17 protein-coding genes and 3 pseudogenes are annotated in these 17,315 nt (G+C 69.0%); 14 read left to right on the plus strand and 6 right to left on the minus strand.

Annotated elements, in window-relative coordinates; genetic code table 11:
- Positions 1–2: 2 nt before the first annotated feature.
- The 6 genes from ABZV44_RS22875 to ABZV44_RS22900 all read left to right on the plus strand — a co-directional run bounded on the left by ABZV44_RS22875 (position 3) and on the right by ABZV44_RS22900 (position 5,637).
- Positions 3–1,430, plus strand: coding sequence for an ABC transporter permease (locus tag ABZV44_RS22875; RefSeq protein WP_354839578.1), 1,428 nt, complete (start codon positions 3–5; stop codon positions 1,428–1,430).
- A gap of 25 nt (positions 1,431–1,455) precedes the next feature.
- Positions 1,456–2,607: an ROK family protein gene (locus ABZV44_RS22880; protein ID WP_354839581.1), complete on the plus strand. Its 1,152-nt coding sequence runs from the start codon at positions 1,456–1,458 to the stop codon at positions 2,605–2,607.
- 77 nt (positions 2,608–2,684) lie between these two features.
- Complete coding sequence (locus ABZV44_RS22885; protein WP_354839584.1) at positions 2,685–3,398, plus strand: PIG-L deacetylase family protein; 714 nt, start codon at positions 2,685–2,687, stop codon at positions 3,396–3,398.
- Between the two features lie 242 nt (positions 3,399–3,640).
- Positions 3,641–4,801 (plus strand): nucleotide disphospho-sugar-binding domain-containing protein, encoded by a 1,161-nt coding sequence (locus ABZV44_RS22890; RefSeq protein WP_354839587.1) that lies wholly within the window; start codon positions 3,641–3,643, stop codon positions 4,799–4,801.
- 312 nt (positions 4,802–5,113) lie between these two features.
- Positions 5,114–5,305, plus strand: coding sequence for a DUF3046 domain-containing protein (locus tag ABZV44_RS22895; RefSeq protein WP_040859434.1), 192 nt, complete (start codon positions 5,114–5,116; stop codon positions 5,303–5,305).
- Positions 5,306–5,409: 104 nt separating this feature from the next.
- The gene (locus ABZV44_RS22900) at positions 5,410–5,637 is read left to right on the plus strand and encodes a hypothetical protein (protein WP_354839590.1); all 228 of its coding nucleotides are present in this window, start codon (positions 5,410–5,412) and stop codon (positions 5,635–5,637) included.
- On the opposite strand, the gene ABZV44_RS22905 is transcribed toward ABZV44_RS22900, so the two are convergent.
- Complete coding sequence (locus tag ABZV44_RS22905; RefSeq protein ID WP_354839592.1) at positions 5,610–6,131, minus strand: CGNR zinc finger domain-containing protein; 522 nt, start codon at positions 6,129–6,131, stop codon at positions 5,610–5,612. The two genes, ABZV44_RS22900 and ABZV44_RS22905, sit on opposite strands and share 28 nt — an antisense overlap.
- Before the next feature lie 152 nt (positions 6,132–6,283).
- On the opposite strand from ABZV44_RS22905, the gene ABZV44_RS22910 reads away from it, so the two are divergent.
- The 3 genes from ABZV44_RS22910 to ABZV44_RS22920 all read left to right on the plus strand — a co-directional run bounded on the left by ABZV44_RS22910 (position 6,284) and on the right by ABZV44_RS22920 (position 8,457).
- Positions 6,284–6,736 carry a VOC family protein gene (locus ABZV44_RS22910; protein ID WP_354839595.1) on the plus strand — a complete coding sequence of 151 codons (453 nt, stop codon included), beginning with the start codon at positions 6,284–6,286 and terminating at the stop codon, positions 6,734–6,736.
- A 229-nt stretch (positions 6,737–6,965) separates the two neighbouring features.
- The gene (locus tag ABZV44_RS22915) at positions 6,966–7,847 is read left to right on the plus strand and encodes a pyridoxamine 5'-phosphate oxidase family protein (RefSeq protein WP_354839738.1); all 882 of its coding nucleotides are present in this window, start codon (positions 6,966–6,968) and stop codon (positions 7,845–7,847) included.
- Positions 7,848–8,004: 157 nt separating this feature from the next.
- Entirely contained in the window at positions 8,005–8,457 is a 453-nt protein-coding gene (locus ABZV44_RS22920; RefSeq protein WP_354839598.1) for a nuclear transport factor 2 family protein, read from the plus strand.
- Between the two features lie 78 nt (positions 8,458–8,535).
- Here ABZV44_RS22920 and ABZV44_RS22925 read toward each other — a convergent pair whose 3' ends face one another.
- Positions 8,536–9,948, minus strand: coding sequence for an MFS transporter (locus ABZV44_RS22925; protein WP_354839601.1), 1,413 nt, complete (start codon positions 9,946–9,948; stop codon positions 8,536–8,538).
- Between the two features lie 94 nt (positions 9,949–10,042).
- Between ABZV44_RS22925 and ABZV44_RS22930 the strand changes: the two genes are divergently transcribed.
- The 5 genes and pseudogenes from ABZV44_RS22930 to ABZV44_RS22950 all read left to right on the plus strand — a co-directional run.
- Positions 10,043–11,065 (plus strand): Lrp/AsnC family transcriptional regulator, encoded by a 1,023-nt coding sequence (locus tag ABZV44_RS22930; RefSeq protein ID WP_354839604.1) that lies wholly within the window; start codon positions 10,043–10,045, stop codon positions 11,063–11,065.
- A gap of 161 nt (positions 11,066–11,226) precedes the next feature.
- Entirely contained in the window at positions 11,227–12,261 is a 1,035-nt protein-coding gene (gene recA, locus ABZV44_RS22935) for a recombinase RecA (RefSeq protein WP_354839607.1), read from the plus strand.
- Between the two features lie 1,095 nt (positions 12,262–13,356).
- A pseudogene (gene recX, locus ABZV44_RS22940) lies at positions 13,357–13,818 on the plus strand (recombination regulator RecX); the annotation flags it as partial.
- A gap of 117 nt (positions 13,819–13,935) precedes the next feature.
- A pseudogene (locus ABZV44_RS22945) lies at positions 13,936–14,100 on the plus strand (recombination regulator RecX); the annotation flags it as partial.
- Positions 14,101–14,298: 198 nt separating this feature from the next.
- A pseudogene (locus ABZV44_RS22950) lies at positions 14,299–14,478 on the plus strand (RecX family transcriptional regulator); the annotation flags it as partial.
- A 43-nt stretch (positions 14,479–14,521) separates the two neighbouring features.
- Here the strand turns inward: ABZV44_RS22950 and ABZV44_RS22955 are convergent.
- The 4 genes from ABZV44_RS22955 to ABZV44_RS22970 form a co-directional block, all read right to left on the minus strand.
- Complete coding sequence (locus tag ABZV44_RS22955; RefSeq protein WP_354839610.1) at positions 14,522–15,055, minus strand: DoxX family protein; 534 nt, start codon at positions 15,053–15,055, stop codon at positions 14,522–14,524.
- A gap of 271 nt (positions 15,056–15,326) precedes the next feature.
- Positions 15,327–15,602: a hypothetical protein gene (locus ABZV44_RS22960; protein ID WP_354839613.1), complete on the minus strand. Its 276-nt coding sequence runs from the start codon at positions 15,600–15,602 to the stop codon at positions 15,327–15,329.
- A gap of 109 nt (positions 15,603–15,711) precedes the next feature.
- On the minus strand, positions 15,712–16,638 hold the full coding sequence (locus ABZV44_RS22965; protein ID WP_354839615.1) for an amino acid ABC transporter permease: 927 nt from the start codon (positions 16,636–16,638) through the stop codon (positions 15,712–15,714).
- Positions 16,635–17,315: an amino acid ABC transporter permease gene (locus tag ABZV44_RS22970; RefSeq protein WP_354839617.1), complete on the minus strand. Its 681-nt coding sequence runs from the start codon at positions 17,313–17,315 to the stop codon at positions 16,635–16,637. The genes ABZV44_RS22965 and ABZV44_RS22970 overlap by 4 nt, the downstream gene beginning before the upstream one ends.

Raw genomic sequence — 17,315 nt, forward strand, 5'->3', positions numbered from 1 at the left:
CTATGACCAATGTTTCGGAATCGGCAGCGGCCGAACCGGGTACTGCCATCACCGACTTCGGGATCGACACCACGACACGGTCGACGCGAGAAGCCGTGCGCGACTACGCCGCCCGGCTGCGCGCCGGGGATATCGGGTCCCTGCCCGCGATCCTGGGCCTGATCGCGCTGGTGGTGCTGTTCTCGCTGATGTCGGATGTGTTCTTCTCGCTCAACAATATTGCGAACCTGCTGGCGCAGGGGGCGGGGCAGACCATCATCGCCATCGGGATCGTGTTCGTGCTGCTGATCGGGGAGATCGATCTGTCGGCGGGCACGGCGTCCGGGGTGGCGGGGGCGGTGCTGGCCATGCACTACGTCGACAACGGGAACCTGTTGACCGGCATGGGATCCACGGTGTTCTTCGTGTTCAACGCCATGCTGGTGCTGGCCGCGATCCTGGCGGGGCTGCTGCGGATCTGGCCGGGGGTGGCGTTCTCGGTGCTGGGGATCGTGCTGACGGTCATCGGGTTTCAGGCGAATCCGTGGATCGAGATGCTGCTCGCGGTGTGTGTGGGCGCGGCCATCGGGTGCATCACCGGCTTCCTGATCGCGAAGATCGGGATGCCGTCGTTCGTGGTGACGCTGGCGCTGTTCCTGGCGTGGCAGGGGGTGATCCTGCAGCTCATCGGCGAGGGCGGGGTGCTCGGGATCAGTTCCTCGCACGTGCTCAATGCGGTCGCGAACGGGAATCTGTCCACGGCCGGGAGCTGGATGCTGTGCGTGGTGGCGGCCGGTGGCTATGCGGCGGTCACGCTGGGCGGGCATCTGCGGCGCCGGCGTCGCGGGCTGGTCACGTCGCCGACGCCGCTGGTGGTCGCGAAAGTGGTGGTGCTCAGCGGATTCGCGATTGTGGTGACGGCGCTGCTCACCGTGAATCGTTCACCCAGCAAGCTGATCGTGATCTCCGGTGTGCCGTATGTGGTTCCGATCGTGCTGGTGCTGCTGGTCGCGGGGACCTACGTGCTGACCCGCACCACCTACGGCCGTCACATCTATGCCGTCGGCGGGAACCTGGAGGCGGCCCGGCGCGCGGGCATCAACGTAACCCAGTTGCGGGCAAGCGTTTTCGTCATCTGCTCGGCCTGCGCGGCGGTCGGCGCCATCGTCTACTCCTCGAAGGTCGGCTCGGTCGATCCGCAGGCGGGCGGGCTCAACACCCTGCTGTTCGCGGTCGGCGCGGCCGTGATCGGCGGCACCTCCCTGTTCGGCGGCCGGGGCCGGGTGGCCGACGCGGTGGTCGGCGGCGCGGTGCTGGCCGTGGTGTCGAACGGGCTGGGCCTGCTGCGGCAGCCCGCGGCCGTGGTGTCCATCGTGACCGGGCTGGTGCTGCTGCTCGCCGCCACCGTCGACGCGCTCTCGAGACGCCGCGTGGCGATAACGGGCCGTTGAGCCGCGCAATGGTATTACCGGGTCCATGACCGTCGCCCGACCGGACGAGGTGCGCCGGTTCAACCGGTCGAGCCTCCTGCGGCTGCTACACATCGGAGGCCCCGCCACCCGGGCGGCGCTGGCGGTCGAGCTCGGGCTCAATCGGTCCACCATCAAGATGCTCGTCGACGGGCTCGCCGAGGACGGGGTGGTGGAGGAGAAGGTGCCGCGGCTGGCGCGCGGCGCCGGGCGGCCCTCGCTGCTGGTGCTGCCGCAACCGCAGGCGGCGGTGGTGCTGGCGGTGGATGTGCAGGTCGAGCACGTGGGGATCGCGCTGGTCGGCTTCGGCGGGCAGGTCATGGGACGCAACAGCTGGAATCTGCGTGGGCGGCAACGGGAACCGGACGAGGTGATCACCCACGTCGCGGAATCGGCGGCCATGCTCGCCGAGGATCTGGGCCTGCGGCCGGTGGCGGCGGGCGTGTGCGTTCCCGGTGTGGTGCGGCGCGCGGACGGCCTGGTGCACAATGCCGCCAACCTGCGCTGGGGTGAGGTGGCGCTGGGACAGCGGCTGCACGCGGTGCTGGACCTGCCCGTCACCGTCGGCAACGACGCCGAATTCGGTGCGCTCGCAGAGCATGTCAGGGGTGTCGGACGCGCGGCCGCCGATGCTGTCTTCGTCTCCGCCGATGTCGGGGTCGGCGGCGGGCTCATCGCCCAGCGCGAGCTGCTGCGCGGATCAGCGGGGTACCTCGGCGAGATCGGCCACATGACGGTGCGGCCGGGCGGGCGAAAGTGCTACTGCGGCAACGAAGGCTGCTGGGAGACCGAGGTAGGCGAGGCCGCGCTGTGCCGCGCCCTCGGCATGCCCGAGCACGGCCCGCGCGGGGCGATCGTCGCCGAACTCCGTGAGCTGCACAGTGATTGGGAAACCAGGCTCGCCGATTACCTCGACTGGATGACCCTGGGCCTGGTCAATGTCGTCAATATCCTCGGGCCCGAACTGGTGGTGCTCGGCGACCTCTTCACCGCGCTCCCCGAACCGGCCATCAACCGGGTCCGCGATCAGGTCCACCGCCGCAGCATGGTGAGCCGTGCCTTCGGCGGGGTTCGCATCGAAAAGTCGCGTCTGGGCCCGGATCTGAAGCTGCTCGGGGCGGCGGAAGCGGCCTTCGAGGGCGTACTCGCCATGCTGTGACGCCCCGGCGTGGCGGGTGGGTGCGAAGTTCGCGTCGGCCAGGTATGGGCGGTGGCGGCTGGTGTTGAATGCAGGATATGGAGCAGCTTCCCGAGGACTGGCAGCGCGGGATCGTCATTGCCGCGCATCCCGATGACATCGAATACGGTGCGGCCGCCGCGGTCGCGCGCTGGACCAGGCAGGGCAAGGACATTCGCTACGTGCTGGTGAGTAGCGGCGAGGCGGGGATCGCGGGGCTGCCGCCGGCCGAGTGCGGGCCGCTGCGGGAGGACGAGGAGCGGGCCTCGGCCAAGATCGTCGGCGTCAGCGAGGTGGAATTCCTCGGGCACCCGGACGGGCGGATCGAGGAATCCCTGGCCCTGCGCCGGGATCTGGCCGCTGCCATCCGCCGCCACCGCCCGGACATGGTGGTGCTGTTCAACTTCGGCGACACCTGGGTCCGCGGCTACGCCAACTCCGCCGACCACCGCGCCGTCGGCCGCGCCGCCCTGGACGCCGTGTCCGACGCGGGCAACGAATGGATCCACCCCGAGCTCGCCGAGCTGCCCGCCTGGTCGCCACGCTGGGCCGCCGTCTACGGCGTCCCGGACGGCAGCCACGGGCTCGACGTCACCGACACCTTCGAGACCGCCGTCGAATCACTCACCGCCCACCGCCGCTACCTCGAGGCCCTCAGCCCCGACCCGGCCGAAACCCAGGCCCGCGCCGTCCTGGAAATGACCGCCGGCCCCAAGGAAGGCGTCCCCGGTGCCCACGCCCTGACCTTCGAGCTCTACCACTTCGCAGGCTGAGCGACCGGGCGCCACGGCCGGTCCATCGCCGGGCGTGGCGATGTAGCGGAGCGCCCGGTGCCGCCTGGGCGTGGCGGGGTTGGTGGCGTGGCCCGGCGTCGCTGGGTGCGGCGGGTGGTGAGTCGCCTCGGTGTCGTCGAGTCATGCGGTGATACCGGGTGACCTGGTGCGGTCGAGTGACACGGACCACCACAGAGGGTGAAGGTGCCGGGGGCGTCGGTCGGGTGTGGCACCCTGGGGCCGTGCGAGTAGCGGTGGTGGCCGGGCCTGATCCGGGGCATGCGTTTCCGGCGATGGCGTTGTGTCAGCGGTTGCTGGCCGCGGGCGATGAGCCGGTGCTGTTCACCAGCCCGCGGTGGTTCGACGCGGCCCGGGAGGCCGGGATCGGGGTGCGGCGGCTGAAGGGCCTCGCACCCCGGGCCGAGGACGACGACAGTGACGCGGGCGCCAGGATTCATCAAAGGGCCGCGCACATTTCGACCGAGATCCTGCCCGATCTGAGCGCCATGCTGCCGGAACTGGTGGTGGCGGACGTGCTCACCGTCGGGGGCGGGATGGCGGCCGAGCGGCTGCGGCTGCCCTGGGTGGAGCTGTCGCCGCACCCGCTGTACCTGCCGTCGAAGGGCTTGCCGCCCATCGGGAGTGGGCTCGCCGCGGGGGAGGGTATGCGCGGGCGCGCCCGAGACTCGGTCCTGCGCGGGCTGACGTCGCGGGCCATCCGGCGCGGGGAACTGCAACGCGAGCAGGCCCGCGCCAGTATCGGCCTGCCACCGGAGGACCCGGGCCCGACCGCCCGCCTGGTCGCCACCCTGCCCGCCCTCGAGGTGCCGCGCCCCGACTGGCCGGACAATGCGCACCTCGTCGGCCCGCTGCTCTGGGAGCCCACAGACCACATCCTGGACCTGCCGCCCGGTGACGCCCCCCTGGTCATGGTCGCCCCCTCGACCGCCCAGACCGGCACCGCGGGCCTGGCCGAGATCGCCCTCGAGGCACTCGAGGGCGCAGGCGTCCGGGTCGCCGTCTCCATGCTCGACACCCCGCCCGCCGACCTCCCGCCCTGGGCCACAGCCGGTTTGGGCCGCCAGGACGAGATCCTGCGCCACACCTCGGTCGTGATCGGCGGCGGCGGCCACGGCCTGCTCGCCAAATCCCTGCTGGCCGGCGTCCCCCTCGTCACCGTCCCCGGCGGTGGCGACCAGTGGGAACTCGCCAATCGCGCCGCCCGCCAGGGCAGTTCGATCCTGGTCCGCCCGGTCACCCCCGAAGCCGTCCGGGACGCCGTCAAACGCATCCTCGACGACCCCGCCTACACCACCGCCGCCCACTCCGCCGCCACCGGCATCACCGTGGTCACCGACCCGGTCGAAATCTGCCACGCCGCCGTCGAATCCCCACCCGCCTGACCTTTGCTCGCGACGCCGGTTGGTAGTACCGGAGTCCCCTGTCGGCCTACTCCGTCAGACCTGCTTTGGACGCGCGGTAGTCGAACTCTCTACCCGTCGTCTGGCTTTCGGCGGTGACGACTGCCGTGGCTCACTCGATCGCCACGGTGCAGCGGTGGTGCCTGACAACGTCGAGATTTGGCTCGTCGCCGCAACAGTTGTTACCGGGGTTCGTCCTTGCCCCGCAGGCACCGCGCGGCAGTGGTCGGAGGCGGGTGACCGGGCACGGCTGGGTTTGGCCCGGGTGCGGGGCGGTGGCGTAGGCTCGCGGCCGTGCGGTTGACGGAGTTCCAGGAGCTGTTGCATACCGAGTTCGGGACGGCGCGGGGAGACGTGCTGCTGACCGATCATGTACTGCCGTCCATGGGGCGGACGGGGGCTCAGGCCATCGAGGCGGGGGTGGATCCCCGCGACGTGTGGCGGGCGCTGTGCGCGGAATTCGACGTGCCGAAGTCGCGATGGTGAGCAGATCCGCGTGAGGCTGCGGCCGCCGCCGCGCGTGGCGGAGCTGCTCGGGCCGAATCCAGCGTGGTCGGACGATCACGAGGGGCGCGGCCAGTGGCGGGGTCGTGCGGGCCAATGGAACGTATTGGGTCGAGCGTGGCGCGGTCGCGGTGGCGGAGTTTCCGCGGTATCGGTGGCTGGGGGAGCGGTCGATGGCGGTGCCGGAGATCGCGGTCTTCGAGGACGACATGCTGGTGCTCGTCGATGCCGCGGCTGGCCTACTACCGCTTGCTCGACGAATTGTTCTGAGCCGCAGCGGGTTCGCCTACTCCGCCTGCGTCTTCTTCGCATAGTGCCGGGTGGCCTTGGCGCGGTTGCCGCAGGCCGCCATGGAGTGCCACCGGCGGGTGCCGTTCTTCGAGGTGTCCAGGAAGTACAGGATGCACTGCGGGTGCGCGCACTGCTTGATGCGGTCCGGGGTGCTCGCCAGCAGGTGGAGCAGATTGTCGGCGGCGAGCCAGCCGGGTAGCCAGGTCGGCTGGGCGACCTCGGGGAGCGCGGCCGGGCCGTCCGGAGTGAGGGCGCGGCGGATGCGGCCGTGCGCCAGGACGGTATTGAGGTCGTCGGCGGTCTCACCTCGGACCGCGCGCAGGATCGCTTCCCGGGTCGTCACGAGCGCGTGCAGCGTCGCCTCGTCCGCGGGCAGGTCGAGGTCGTTGCCGGCCAGCCACTCGCGCAGCCCGGACACGTCGGTGAGCAGGTCCTGGGGTCCCGTCGCCGCGATCCAGCGGGTGTTGAGCAGGTCCAAGGCGAGCGGTTCACCGAGGTGGGGGCGTGGTTCTGGCACGCCTGAGGGTAACCGCCGTACTGCGCGCATCGGCCTGACGACTCCTTTCTAACCGGCAAAAACAACTATAGGGGTTGACGATAGGCGTCCGCCGCCGTAGTTTCTAACCTGTCAAACGAACTATGATGGTTAAAACTTCCTAAGGGGTTCCCATGACCGCACCCGTTCTCGCCACCGGGCACATCGGCCTCAATGTCACCGACCTCGACCGCTCGGTGGACTTCTACCGCCGCGCCCTCGGTTTCGAACAGCTCGGCGCCGGCGGCGAGGGCGCCCAGCGCTTCGCCTTCCTCGGCCGCGACGGCAAACTCCAGGTCACCCTCTGGCAGCAGAGTGACGGCGAGTTCTCCGCCAAAACCCCCGGCCTGCACCATCTCTCGTTCCAGGTCGACACCATCGACCAGGTCCGGGAGGTGGAATCCGCCCTGAAGGCCCTGAATGTCGTCTTCGCCCACGACGGCGTGGTCGCCCATGGTGAGGGCGCCTCCTCCGGCGGCATCTTCTTCATCGACCCCGACGGCATCCGCCTCGAGATCTACGCCCCCGCCGGCGCCGACCACGCCCCGGCCCCCTCCGGCGCCGCCCCCACCTGCGGCTTCTTCTGATCCGGAATACCGCCACCAGCACCAGATTTCACCCGAGAAGACGGTCACCTCCGCAGGCGGCCCGATGGGAGCTCACATGAACGCCGTCTCGACACGCGATGCGCACCACGGCGGCAAGGCATCGACCACGGTTGAGCCCGGTGCGCAGGCCTCCGAGCCCGGATCGACCACCGACACGGTGACCGCCGGTCGCGCCATGCCGAAGGGCGGTGCCGTGCCGGCGAGCGGGATCGGCTATCACCCTGGGGAATTGGCCGTGCAGCGGCGCATGGGGCAGGAGGATATTGCTCAGCGGGTCGGGCGGATGATTCGCGCTGATATTCCGGCCGCGGCTGCGGCATTCCTGGCGGAGCAGCCGATGATCGTGGTGGCCGCTGCCGACGACCGTGGTCGGATGTGGGCGGGGCAGTTGGCTGGGCCGCCCGGGTTCGTGTACGCCTCCGGGGAGCGGGCGATCGAGGTCGACGCGCGGCCGGTGGCCGGTGACCCCCTCGCCGAATCGCTCTGCGGCGCACGGCATGTCGGCATGATCGCGTTACAGCCGCAATTGCGGCGGCGGATGCGCGTCAATGGCGTGATCGCACCCACCGCGACCGGGCTGCACATCGATACCGAGCAGGTGTACTCGAACTGCCCGAAGTACATCTCCCGCCGCGGCATCGAGGAGTGGGCGACGGGCGGGGCTCCCACGGTGCGCCGGACCAGCGCGCTGGACGAGTCTCAGCGGCAGCTCATCGCCCGCGCCGACGCGTTCTTCATCGCGTCCGCCGATGTCGACGGCAATGCCGACGCGTCCCATCGCGGCGGCAATCCCGGCTTCCTGCAGGTGCTTTCCCCGACTCGCCTGCGCTGGCCCGACTACCGTGGCAACTCCATGTTCATGACCCTCGGCAATATCGCCGCCGACCCGCGCTGCGGCCTCCTGATTCCCGACTGGCGTACCGGCATCACCCTGCAACTCACCGGTACTGCCGAGATCACCTGGGAGGAAGCCGCTTTCACGGCCGGTGCCCAATGCGCCATCGACTTCACCCTCACCGAAGTCGTCGAAATCACGAACGCCACACCCTTGCGCTGGGGCGAACCCGAGCTGTCCCCGGCCAACCCCTAGCCGATACCGTGCGCGTCCGCCGTGCTGCCTCGCAACTCCGTCCCCGGTCATCGACTCTGCCCGCATCCACCGGTCCTGCACCCGTCCACCACCCACACGCCGTGTCGCGCACCGGCAAGGCGCCCACCCACCCGCATCCATTCGAAAGGTCTCCCTCATGCGTCCTCCGCTGCCTCCCTTCGACCTGGAATCCGCCGAGCTCAAAGTCCGCGCTGCCGAAAACGCCTGGAACACGCGCGATCCCGAGACGGTCGCCCAGGCGTACACCGAGGACTCCGTCTGGCGTAACCGCGACGAATTCCTCACCGGCCGCGCCGAAATCGTCGATTTCCTGAAGCGCAAATGGGCCAAGGAGAACGGCTACGCCCTGCGCAAGGACCTGTGGTCCTTCACCGAGAACCGCATCGCCGTTCGCTTTCAATACGAATGGCACGACGACGAGGGCCAGTGGCACCGCAGCTACGGCAACGAGCTCTGGGAATTCGCCCCCGACGGCCGCATGTCCCGCCGCGAGGCCAGCATCAACGATGTCCCCATCGCCGAGTCCGACCGCCGCATCTTCGGCCCCCGCACCCCCGACGAGGACGCCCTGGGCTTCCCCCTCCGGTGACGACAAGATCAGGGAGCTCTCACTGCGGGGAATTCGGGCGAATTCCACCGTGAGAGCTCCCTGATCTCGATTTCCCGGTCAGGCGACCGCCGCGGGCTCGGGCGGGCCGAGGACGGGGGTCTCGAAGGTGGGGCGGGAGGCGCGGGCGTAGAGGGCGAAAACCACTGCGGCTGAGACGATTCCGAAGATGCCCGCAGTGAGCGTCGCAGAGTTCAGGCCGTCCACGAAGCCGTGAGTCGTCGGATGCGCATCGCTCGTGTTGCGGAAGACGGTGCCCAGCACCGCGACTCCCAGCGCCAGGCCCAGCTGCCGCGCGGTGTTGATCGCACCGGCGGCGGTGCCGCTCTGGCGCGGCGGGACGGCGGCCATGCCTACCGCCATCAGCGGCGGAGCCATCACGCCCACGCCGACACCGATCACCAGGAAGCCGGGAATCGCGGCGGTCCAGGAGGATCCGGAGTCGATGAGGGTCAGCAGGGAGCTGCCCGCGCCGATCGTCAGCAGGCCGCCGCCGATCGTCCACTTCGGCGCCACCTCGTGCAGGAACCGGCCGAAGATGCCCGAGGTCAGGAAGGCGCACACCGACATCGGCAGCATCGACAGCCCGGCCCGCAGCGGGGTCAGGTGCAGGTACTGCTGCAGCCACAGCGACACCAGCGGGCTCGACGCGAAGGCGGCGAAGCTCATGCCGACCGCGGCGATCAGCGTCGCGGTGAAGCCCGCGCTGCGCAGCAGGGGCAGCGGCAACATCGGTGCCGCACTGCGGGATTCGAGCACGATGAACGCGATCAGCGAGAACGCGCCGGCGATCAGTGCCACCGCCGAACCGAGATCACCCCAGCCGTGCTCGCCGCCCCGGATGATGCCGTAGGTGACGGCTGTCGCCGCGACGGTGAAACTCAGCATCCCGCCGACGTCGATGCGCCGGTCCGCGTGCCGCGGCGACGGTCCGAACGCCAAGGCGGACAACACGATCGCGATCGCGGCGATCGGCAGGTTGACGAAGAAGATCCACCGCCACGACAGCAGATCGGTCAGCACGCCGCCCAGCACCACGCCGATACCGGCCGCCGCACCCGAGACCGCGCCCCACGCGCTGAAGGCGACGCCGCGATCACGACCGGTATACGTGGCGTGCAGCAGCGACAGCGTAGTGGCCAGCATGGCCGCGCCGCCGATGCCCTGCGCCGCGCGTGCCGCCACCAGCACGCCCGCCGACCCGGCGACACCGCAGGCCAGGCTGGCGGCCGCGAACAGGGCCAGGCCGATCAGATAGGTGGGTTTCGCGCCGAATCGGTCGGCGAGCGAGCCGAGCATGAGCAGCAGTGCGGCCAGCGCCAGGGCGTAACCGTCGATGACCCATTGCAGCCCGGACAGGCCGGTGCCCAGGTCGGCGGCGATGTCCGGCAGCGCCACATTCACGATGGTGACGTCGATGAGCAGCATCAGTGAGCCCAGGCACGCGGCGAAGAGGGGCAACCACTTCCGCATGAGAACCTCCAGAGAACGAACGATTTCGTCTCCAAGCATGGGATAGTCGCTTGGATCCACCTAGCTATCCGGTTCGATGCGGTAGATTCCTCCTATGTTCGAGGAAGAGCTGGATGATTCCTCCGTTCTGGACGTGCTCGACAAACAGATCGTGCACGGTCTGGTCACCGATGCGCGCATCCCGTTCGCGCGGCTGGGGGCGATCCTCGGCGTCTCCGAGCAGACGGTGGCGCGGAGGTATCGGTCACTGCGCACGCGCGGCATGATTCATGTGGCGGGCCAGGTGAATACGGTGCCGCTGGGGCAGCCGCGCTGGGTCATGCGCATCACCTCGACGCCCGCCAAGGCCGTCGCCCTGGCCGAATCTCTCGCGCGAGTACCGGAATTGAGCTGGGTGTCGCTGCTGACCAGTGGTTTCGAGATCATGTGCGCGGGCCGCACGCGATCGATCGAGCGGCGGGACGAGTTGCTGCTGCGCGTGATTCCGCGCGCCAGTTCGGTGGTCGGGCTGACGGTGCACGAGGTGATGCGGCAGTTTCCGTTCCCCGAGGAGTGGCCGCGCTATGACCGGTTCTTCACCGCGGAGCAGCTGCGCGAGCTCGGCCCGCGGCCGCCGATGTGGGAGCCCGTGGGTCCGGAAAACCAGGTCACGCTGTCGCGTGAGGACGAGGCGATGATGGCCATCCTGGCTCGGGACGGGCGCGCGCCCTACGCGCGGCTGGCGGCCGCCACCGGCTGGAGCGCGACCCGGGTGGCCCGGCGGATGAGCGAGCTCATCGAGTCCGGCGTGCTCTACTTCGACCTCGACTTCGCTTTGCAGCTCATGGGTTACACGTGTCGCGCGGTGCTGTGGATGCGGGTGGATCCGGCGCGGATGGAGGAGGTGGGCAAGGCCATCTCGGAGCATTCGGAGGTCGCCTATCTGGCGGCGATCACCGGGCCGGCCAATCTGACCGCGTCGCTGGTCTGCCGGGACAATGCCCATCTGTACCGCTACGTGACCGAGCGGCTCGGTGCGTTGCCCGGTATCCGGGATATCGAGGTGACGACGGCGTTGCGGGTGTTCAAGCAGTCGCAGACGCTGGTCGACGCGCAGAAGCTCGCGGTGCTGCCCTGATTGCCGAATGCTTGCCACCAGGTGTTTCGCGTGTCGTCCAGCGCGTCGCTTGCATCGAACACCTGTTCGTCTAAGCTCGTCGTCGGAACTTGTCGGTGCCGCCCTCTAACGTGGGCGCCAACCACAGCATGAGACACACCCGTTGAGAAGGGGATCAGACGATGGCACCACAGGCTTTCGATCGTGACAAGGCGCTCGAGCTCGCGCTCGCGCAGGTGGAGAAGAGCTTCGGCAAGGGCGCGGTCATGCGTCTGGGCGAAGAGGCGCGTCAGCCCATCTCGGTGATTCCGACCGGCTCCATCGCGCTGGATGTGGCGCTGGGCCTGGGTGGCCTGCCGCGCGGCCGCATCGTCGAGATCTACGGTCCGGAATCCTCGGGTAAGACCACCGTCGCCCTGCACGCGGTCGCCAACGCGCAGGCCGCCGGCGGTGTCGCCGCCTTCATCGACGCCGAGCACGCGCTGGATCCCGACTACGCGCGCAAGCTGGGTGTCGACACCGACGCGCTGCTGGTCTCCCAGCCGGACACCGGTGAGCAGGCCCTCGAAATCGCCGACATGCTGGTGCGTTCCGGCGCCATCGACATCATCGTCATCGACTCCGTCGCCGCCCTGGTGCCGCGCGCCGAGATCGAGGGCGAGATGGGTGACAGCCACGTCGGTCTGCAGGCCCGCCTGATGAGCCAGGCGCTGCGCAAGATGACCAGCGCGCTCAACAACTCCGGCACCACCGCCATCTTCATCAACCAGCTGCGCGAGAAGATCGGCGTCATGTTCGGCTCCCCCGAGACCACCACCGGTGGTAAGGCGCTGAAGTTCTACGCCTCGGTCCGCCTGGACGTCCGCCGCATCGAGACCCTCAAGGACGGTTCGGACGCGGTCGGTAACCGCACCCGCGTGAAGGTCGTCAAGAACAAGGTGAGCCCGCCGTTCAAGCAGGCCGAGTTCGACATCCTCTACGGCATCGGCATCTCCAAGGAGGGCTCGATCATCGATATGGGTGTCGATCAGGGCTTCATCCGCAAGTCCGGCTCCTGGTACACCTACGAGGGCGACCAGCTCGGCCAGGGCAAGGAGAACGCCCGCAAGTTCCTCCTCGAGAACACCGATGTCCGGGACGAGATCGAGAAGAAGATCAAGGAGAAGCTCGGCATCGGCGCGGACGTCACCGCCGAAGAGGCCCCCGCCGACTTCTGACCCATGACCCCTCGGGAACCCGAAGGGCCCCGGCCTGATTCGCCGGGGCCCGCTCGCCTGGACGCGGTGGAACGCCTCCGCCGCCAACTGGAGTCCTCCGCCGCCCGCAAGGCCGGCCGCCGCCCCACCGCTCCCAGGCCCCGAACCCCCGAGCCCGGCCACGACCTCTTCGGCTCCACCGACCCCTACACCACCGGCGTCGGCACCTGGCACTACGGCCCATCCACCCCCGCTGCGTTCTATCACCCTGTCCCCGAAGACAATTCGCCGGACACCGATCACTCCACCTGGCGCACCACAGACGAAGCGACCACCACACCCGAGCCGCACCCGTCGCACCGACCGGAGCTCTCCGAGCCATCGCGGCCACAACCGCCTGCTGCCTCGGCCATCGGCCCCGAGTCTGCCGCCTCGAATTCTTCCCGCCCTCACTACCTTTCGCCCACCGGGCGCCGCCGCGTGCCGGGGCAGTGGCCAGAGGAAGCGCCCACTGCCCCCGGTGATGGCGGAATCCGCTCTGCCGCATATATCCACGAAGACTCGGTCCCACCCGCTTCGACCCACCCAGCCGCGGAACCGATCTCGGCCACCGACAGCCGGGAGGACACGCTGCGGGGCGAATCGGCCTGGCCGATCCGTGGCCGCAGGGCCGAGGCGAATGCCGCTGATGCCGCACGTCTCGGTCGGGCGGCGCATGGTGAGGCTCGACCGAACGAGCTCGACGCCGGGCCGGACTCCGGCCAGCGCCGGCTCGGTGACTGCGCGCCGGCGACTGTGGATGGGGTTGCCGGTGGTACGGCCCAGAACTCGGTCGGCGGTGTTCCGGGGGACAGGCTGGCGGCGGCGCGGGCAGCGTTGGCCGAGGCGAATGCGGTCGTGGCCGCGAAAGCGAAGCCGAGACGTGGAGATGAGCCGAGGCGTGGAAGCGAGTCGAGGGGTGACGACGACGGCGGTCGTGGTAATTCGGCCGATGCCGGTTCGGAAGTCTCGGCTGATCGGGGGGATGAGTTCGGTCGGGGTGGGCGGCGGCGTGGACGTGGTCGTGGGCGTTCGGAATCCGGAGGGGAGCCGGGGGGATCGGTCGGTGCCGGGGGCGGCGGGACCGAGGCGCAGGCGAAGGACGTGTGCCTGCGGTTGCTGACCGATCGGGCTCGGAGCCGGGCCGAGTTGGCGGATCGGTTGGCGGATCGGGGTTTCACTGCTGCCGTGGCGAAGCGGGTGCTGGATCGGCTGACCGAGGTCGGGCTGATCGACGATGCGGCCTTCGCGCAGCAGTGGGTGCGGTCGCGGCACACCTACTCGGGTAAGGGCAAGAAGGTTCTCGCCGACGAATTGCGGCGCAAGGGCATTGCGCCGGAGGACGCCGAGCCGGCGCTCGAGTCGGTGACCGCCGAGGACGAGAATGCCCGCGCCGGGGAGCTGGTGCGCCGGAAGCTGACCACGCTGTCCCCCGACCTGGACCGCGACAAGGCGATCAGTCGTCTGGTCGCCATGCTGGCACGCCGCGGCTACACCCCGGGCACCGCCTATGCGGTGGTGACGGGCGAAATGGCCGCGCTCGTGACGCGACGTGCCCAGGAACAGCCACCCGATACCCGGTCCTCGTCCGTCCCCGCTCCGTCCGCCCCTGCAGCGCGTGCGAAGCCGACCTCATCCCGCCGCGAATTCGCCGCCGACGACACCGATTCCGCGGCCGAACTGGTCCGCGCCAAGCTCCGAACCCTATCGCCCGGACTCGACCGCGACACGGCCACCCGCCGGTTGGTCGGTATGCTGGCGCGGCGCGGCTACAGTCCCGGCACCGCATATCAGGTGGTGACGGCGGAGCTCGCAGCGATGGGTGCACTCCACGTGAACGGGCGGACCGACGCTCATCGCGAGGAGAATTCCGACGGCCAGGACGAGAACTCCGAAGGCGTGGCCTCATCGCCGCCGCGTCGCGCCAAGGCCGGGCCGCGTGGCAGCGCCGTGCTGGGCGGTCGCACCCTCAGCGAAAGCGACTCCGGAGAGAAGACCTCGGAGGCCGACTCGCCAGCAGACGAGCAGAATCGTGCTGCCGAACTGGTGCGCGCCAAACTCCGCACCCTGCCCCGGGACCTGGACCGCGACAAGGCCATCCGCCGTCTGGTCGGTCTCCTGGCCCGCCGCGGTTTCAGCCAATCCACCGCCTCCTCGGTGGTGAAATCCGAACTGGCCGCCAATGGATTCGATGCCTGACTGTGCTCTCGGCCGATCTCGACTCCATCTGAGAACTCGGCGCCTATCCCGACCACTTGATGACCAAGGTGATCACCGCGGCCACCACGGCGAGGGCGAGGGCGGCGGCGCCCCATAGGACGCCGTGGCGCGCCCATGGCCGGTTGTGGTCGAGGGAGAATCGGCCCGGTCCGGCGATCGCCAGCGTCAGCGCGGCCACGGCGAACAGCAGGGCGCTCTCGTAGCCCATCAGCCCGTGAGGCCAGGTCACATTCATCGCGTTGATCATGGTGCCGATGGCGATCGCCGCGGCGAGCGGCGTGAACAGCCCGAGGAACAGCAGCGCGCCGCCGGTGAATTCACACAGTCCCGCCAGCGTGCCGAACACCTTGCCAGGGTGATACCCCATCTTCTCGAACCCAGCGGTGGTCTGGTGCCAGCCCGCGCCATTGAACCACCCGAACAGTTTCTGGCTGCCGTGCACGAACAACAACCCCCCGAAGAACACCCGTAACACCAGCAGCCCCACATCGACCCCAATGGAATCGATATTCTTGCCCGGATCCTTGACGTTGCTATCGGTGACGTTGGTGGTCATGACGTCCCACTTCGTGTGATGAAGCCGGTTGATGAAACAACTGTCTTCCCGTCCCACCGAGGAATACGCGCCGGCCCCAGAACCGGTTCAATCGGCCCCCCACGACCGAGTTCCGAGCCGAATCGACAGCCCCGTACTCACGTCCTCACACATGTGGTCACTGTGACCTGAAACCACCACGAAGCACGGCTAGGGACATGAGAGTCATACGAGGGCGAGAACAACTGGATTCGGGATCGCGTCGCGCTCGAGGATGCCGTACGGACGGCCTTCAGTGCAGGACGCCGCCTGGGCGGCGGGTGGAGAGGGCTCGGCGGGTGTGGCGGTGGTTGGTGTGGCGGAGGGTGCGGGGGGTGGCCATGTGGGGTGCGGAGGGGTGGGGTGGTTTGTCGCGGCGGGAGGCCAGGAGGCGGCCTGCGGCCTCGTGGACGGCGAGCGCGCCGATGACGGCGGCGAAGGCGGTGAGGCCGGCGAGGAGGGGGGTGACGATGGTGGTCAGGAACAGCCCGAAGACGAATTCTCTTCGGGCGCTGTCGTCTTCGTTCATGAAGACCAGTATGCGAGCTGGACGGAGCAATTGTCCCCGGGTCGGCTGAGCATTCCCGGAATGCCCGGTCCCGGTTCGGGAGGCACGGCTCCCGAACCGGGGTCCGAGGTCAGTTCCCCGACCGCGCGTCGCCGATCACGCCGGGCGCGGACTGGTCCGCGATGAGGACATCCATGCCCGGGGGAGGGGTGACGGTGCCGGCCGCGAGCACGGCCCGGGAGCCGCGCTTGCGGGTGCGCAGCCACTTCTCGACCCGGGTGGCGACCACGGTCAGCGCGTAGTTGATGACGATCATGATGATGGCCACCACGATCAGCGACGGGATCGGATTCTTTTCCGCCGCACCGAGCTGCGTGCCTCTGCGCACGATTTCCAGGTAGGTGATCTGGTAGGCCAGCGCGGAGTCCTTCAGCGCCACCACCATCTGCGAGATGAGGGCCGGCAGCATGGCGGTGACGGCCTGCGGCAGCAGAATCGTCACCATCACCTGGGTTTTGCGCATGCCCAGGGCGACGGCGGCCTCGGTCTGTCCCCGGGGCAGCGCCCGGATGCCCGAGCGCACGATCTCGGCGATGACCGATCCGTTGTAGATGGTCAGCGCCGCTACCGCGGCCGCGAGCGCCAGCTGGTCGGAGGGGAAGACGTTCTGCTGGGCGAACAGGGTGAACAGGAACAGCATCAGGATCAGCACGGGTATGGCCCGCGAGATCTCCACCACCACACCGGCGAACCAGCGCACCGCGCGATGGTCCGACAGTCGCAGAATGCCGAACACCATTCCGAGGACCAGCGCCAGCACGATCGACAGCGCCGCCGCCTCGAGGGTGCCGCGCAGACCCGGCAGGAGGTAGGTGCGCCAGGTATCGCCCTCGGTGAAGGGCTTCCACTTGTCGGCGGTGAACTGACCCTTGTCGGCCAGCCCGTGATAGACGAACCAGACCGCCGCCACCGCGGCCGCGATGACGACGACCGAGTAGACGCGGTAGCGCAGGCGCGCGCGGGGTCCCGGCGCGTCGTAGAGCACGGACGCGGTCATCGCGCTACCTCGAATCGCTTGGCCAGCCAACCGAAGAACAGACCGGTCGGCAATGTCAGGATCACGAACCCGAGCGCGAAGATGGCGCCGACACTCAGCGGCGCCGCCTCGTTCTCGTTCATCTCCGACATGAGCAGCGCGGCCTCACCGACGCCGATGGCCGACGCGATGGTCGAGTTCTTGGTCAGGGCGATGAACACACTGCCCAGCGGTGCGATGACCGCCCGGAACGCCTGCGGCAGCACCACGAGCCGCAAATTCTGCACGAAGGTGAGCCCCAGCGAACGCCCCGCCTCCGACTGCCCGAACGGCACCGTATTGATGCCCGCCCGCAGCGACTCGCACACGAAAGCCGCTGTGTAGACGCTCAATCCGACAATGGCGAAGCGAAAACTGTTCTCCGCGATGCTGTTCGGACCCTCGGCCGCCAGTCGCCACCCGAGGGTCTGGTACAGGCCCAGCGAGCAGAACACGATGATCAGCGTGAGCGGCGTGTTGCGAATGATGTTGACGTACAACGCGCCGATCCAGCGTGCGATCGGAATCGGCGACACCCGCATGGCCGCCACCATGGTGCCGAGAATCAGCGCGAAGAACGCCGAATACAGCGTCAGTTTGATCGTCACCCAGAACGCGTCGAGCAGTTTGGTGTGATAGTTGGAGATCAAGTCGAACAC

Origin of the sequence: Nocardia sp. NPDC004860, assembly GCF_040609015.1 — a bacterium.
In the GTDB taxonomy this organism is placed as follows: domain Bacteria; phylum Actinomycetota; class Actinomycetes; order Mycobacteriales; family Mycobacteriaceae; genus Nocardia.

Bases quoted from the DNA above. Each gene is read 5' to 3' on its own strand.
- ABZV44_RS22965 (WP_354839615.1), bottom strand. From the start codon at position 16,638: ATGACCGCGTCCGTGCTCTACGACGCGCCGGGACCCCGCGCGCGCCTG.
- ABZV44_RS22875 (WP_354839578.1), top strand. From the start codon at position 3: ATGACCAATGTTTCGGAATCGGCAGCGGCCGAACCGGGTACTGCCATC.
- recA (WP_354839607.1), top strand. From the start codon at position 11,227: ATGGCACCACAGGCTTTCGATCGTGACAAGGCGCTCGAGCTCGCGCTC.
- ABZV44_RS22960 (WP_354839613.1), bottom strand. From the start codon at position 15,602: ATGAACGAAGACGACAGCGCCCGAAGAGAATTCGTCTTCGGGCTGTTC.
- ABZV44_RS22925 (WP_354839601.1), bottom strand. From the start codon at position 9,948: ATGCGGAAGTGGTTGCCCCTCTTCGCCGCGTGCCTGGGCTCACTGATG.
- ABZV44_RS22910 (WP_354839595.1), top strand. From the start codon at position 6,284: ATGACCGCACCCGTTCTCGCCACCGGGCACATCGGCCTCAATGTCACC.
- ABZV44_RS22885 (WP_354839584.1), top strand. From the start codon at position 2,685: ATGGAGCAGCTTCCCGAGGACTGGCAGCGCGGGATCGTCATTGCCGCG.
- ABZV44_RS22930 (WP_354839604.1), top strand. From the start codon at position 10,043: ATGTTCGAGGAAGAGCTGGATGATTCCTCCGTTCTGGACGTGCTCGAC.
- ABZV44_RS22955 (WP_354839610.1), bottom strand. From the start codon at position 15,055: ATGACCACCAACGTCACCGATAGCAACGTCAAGGATCCGGGCAAGAAT.
- ABZV44_RS22880 (WP_354839581.1), top strand. From the start codon at position 1,456: ATGACCGTCGCCCGACCGGACGAGGTGCGCCGGTTCAACCGGTCGAGC.
- ABZV44_RS22920 (WP_354839598.1), top strand. From the start codon at position 8,005: ATGCGTCCTCCGCTGCCTCCCTTCGACCTGGAATCCGCCGAGCTCAAA.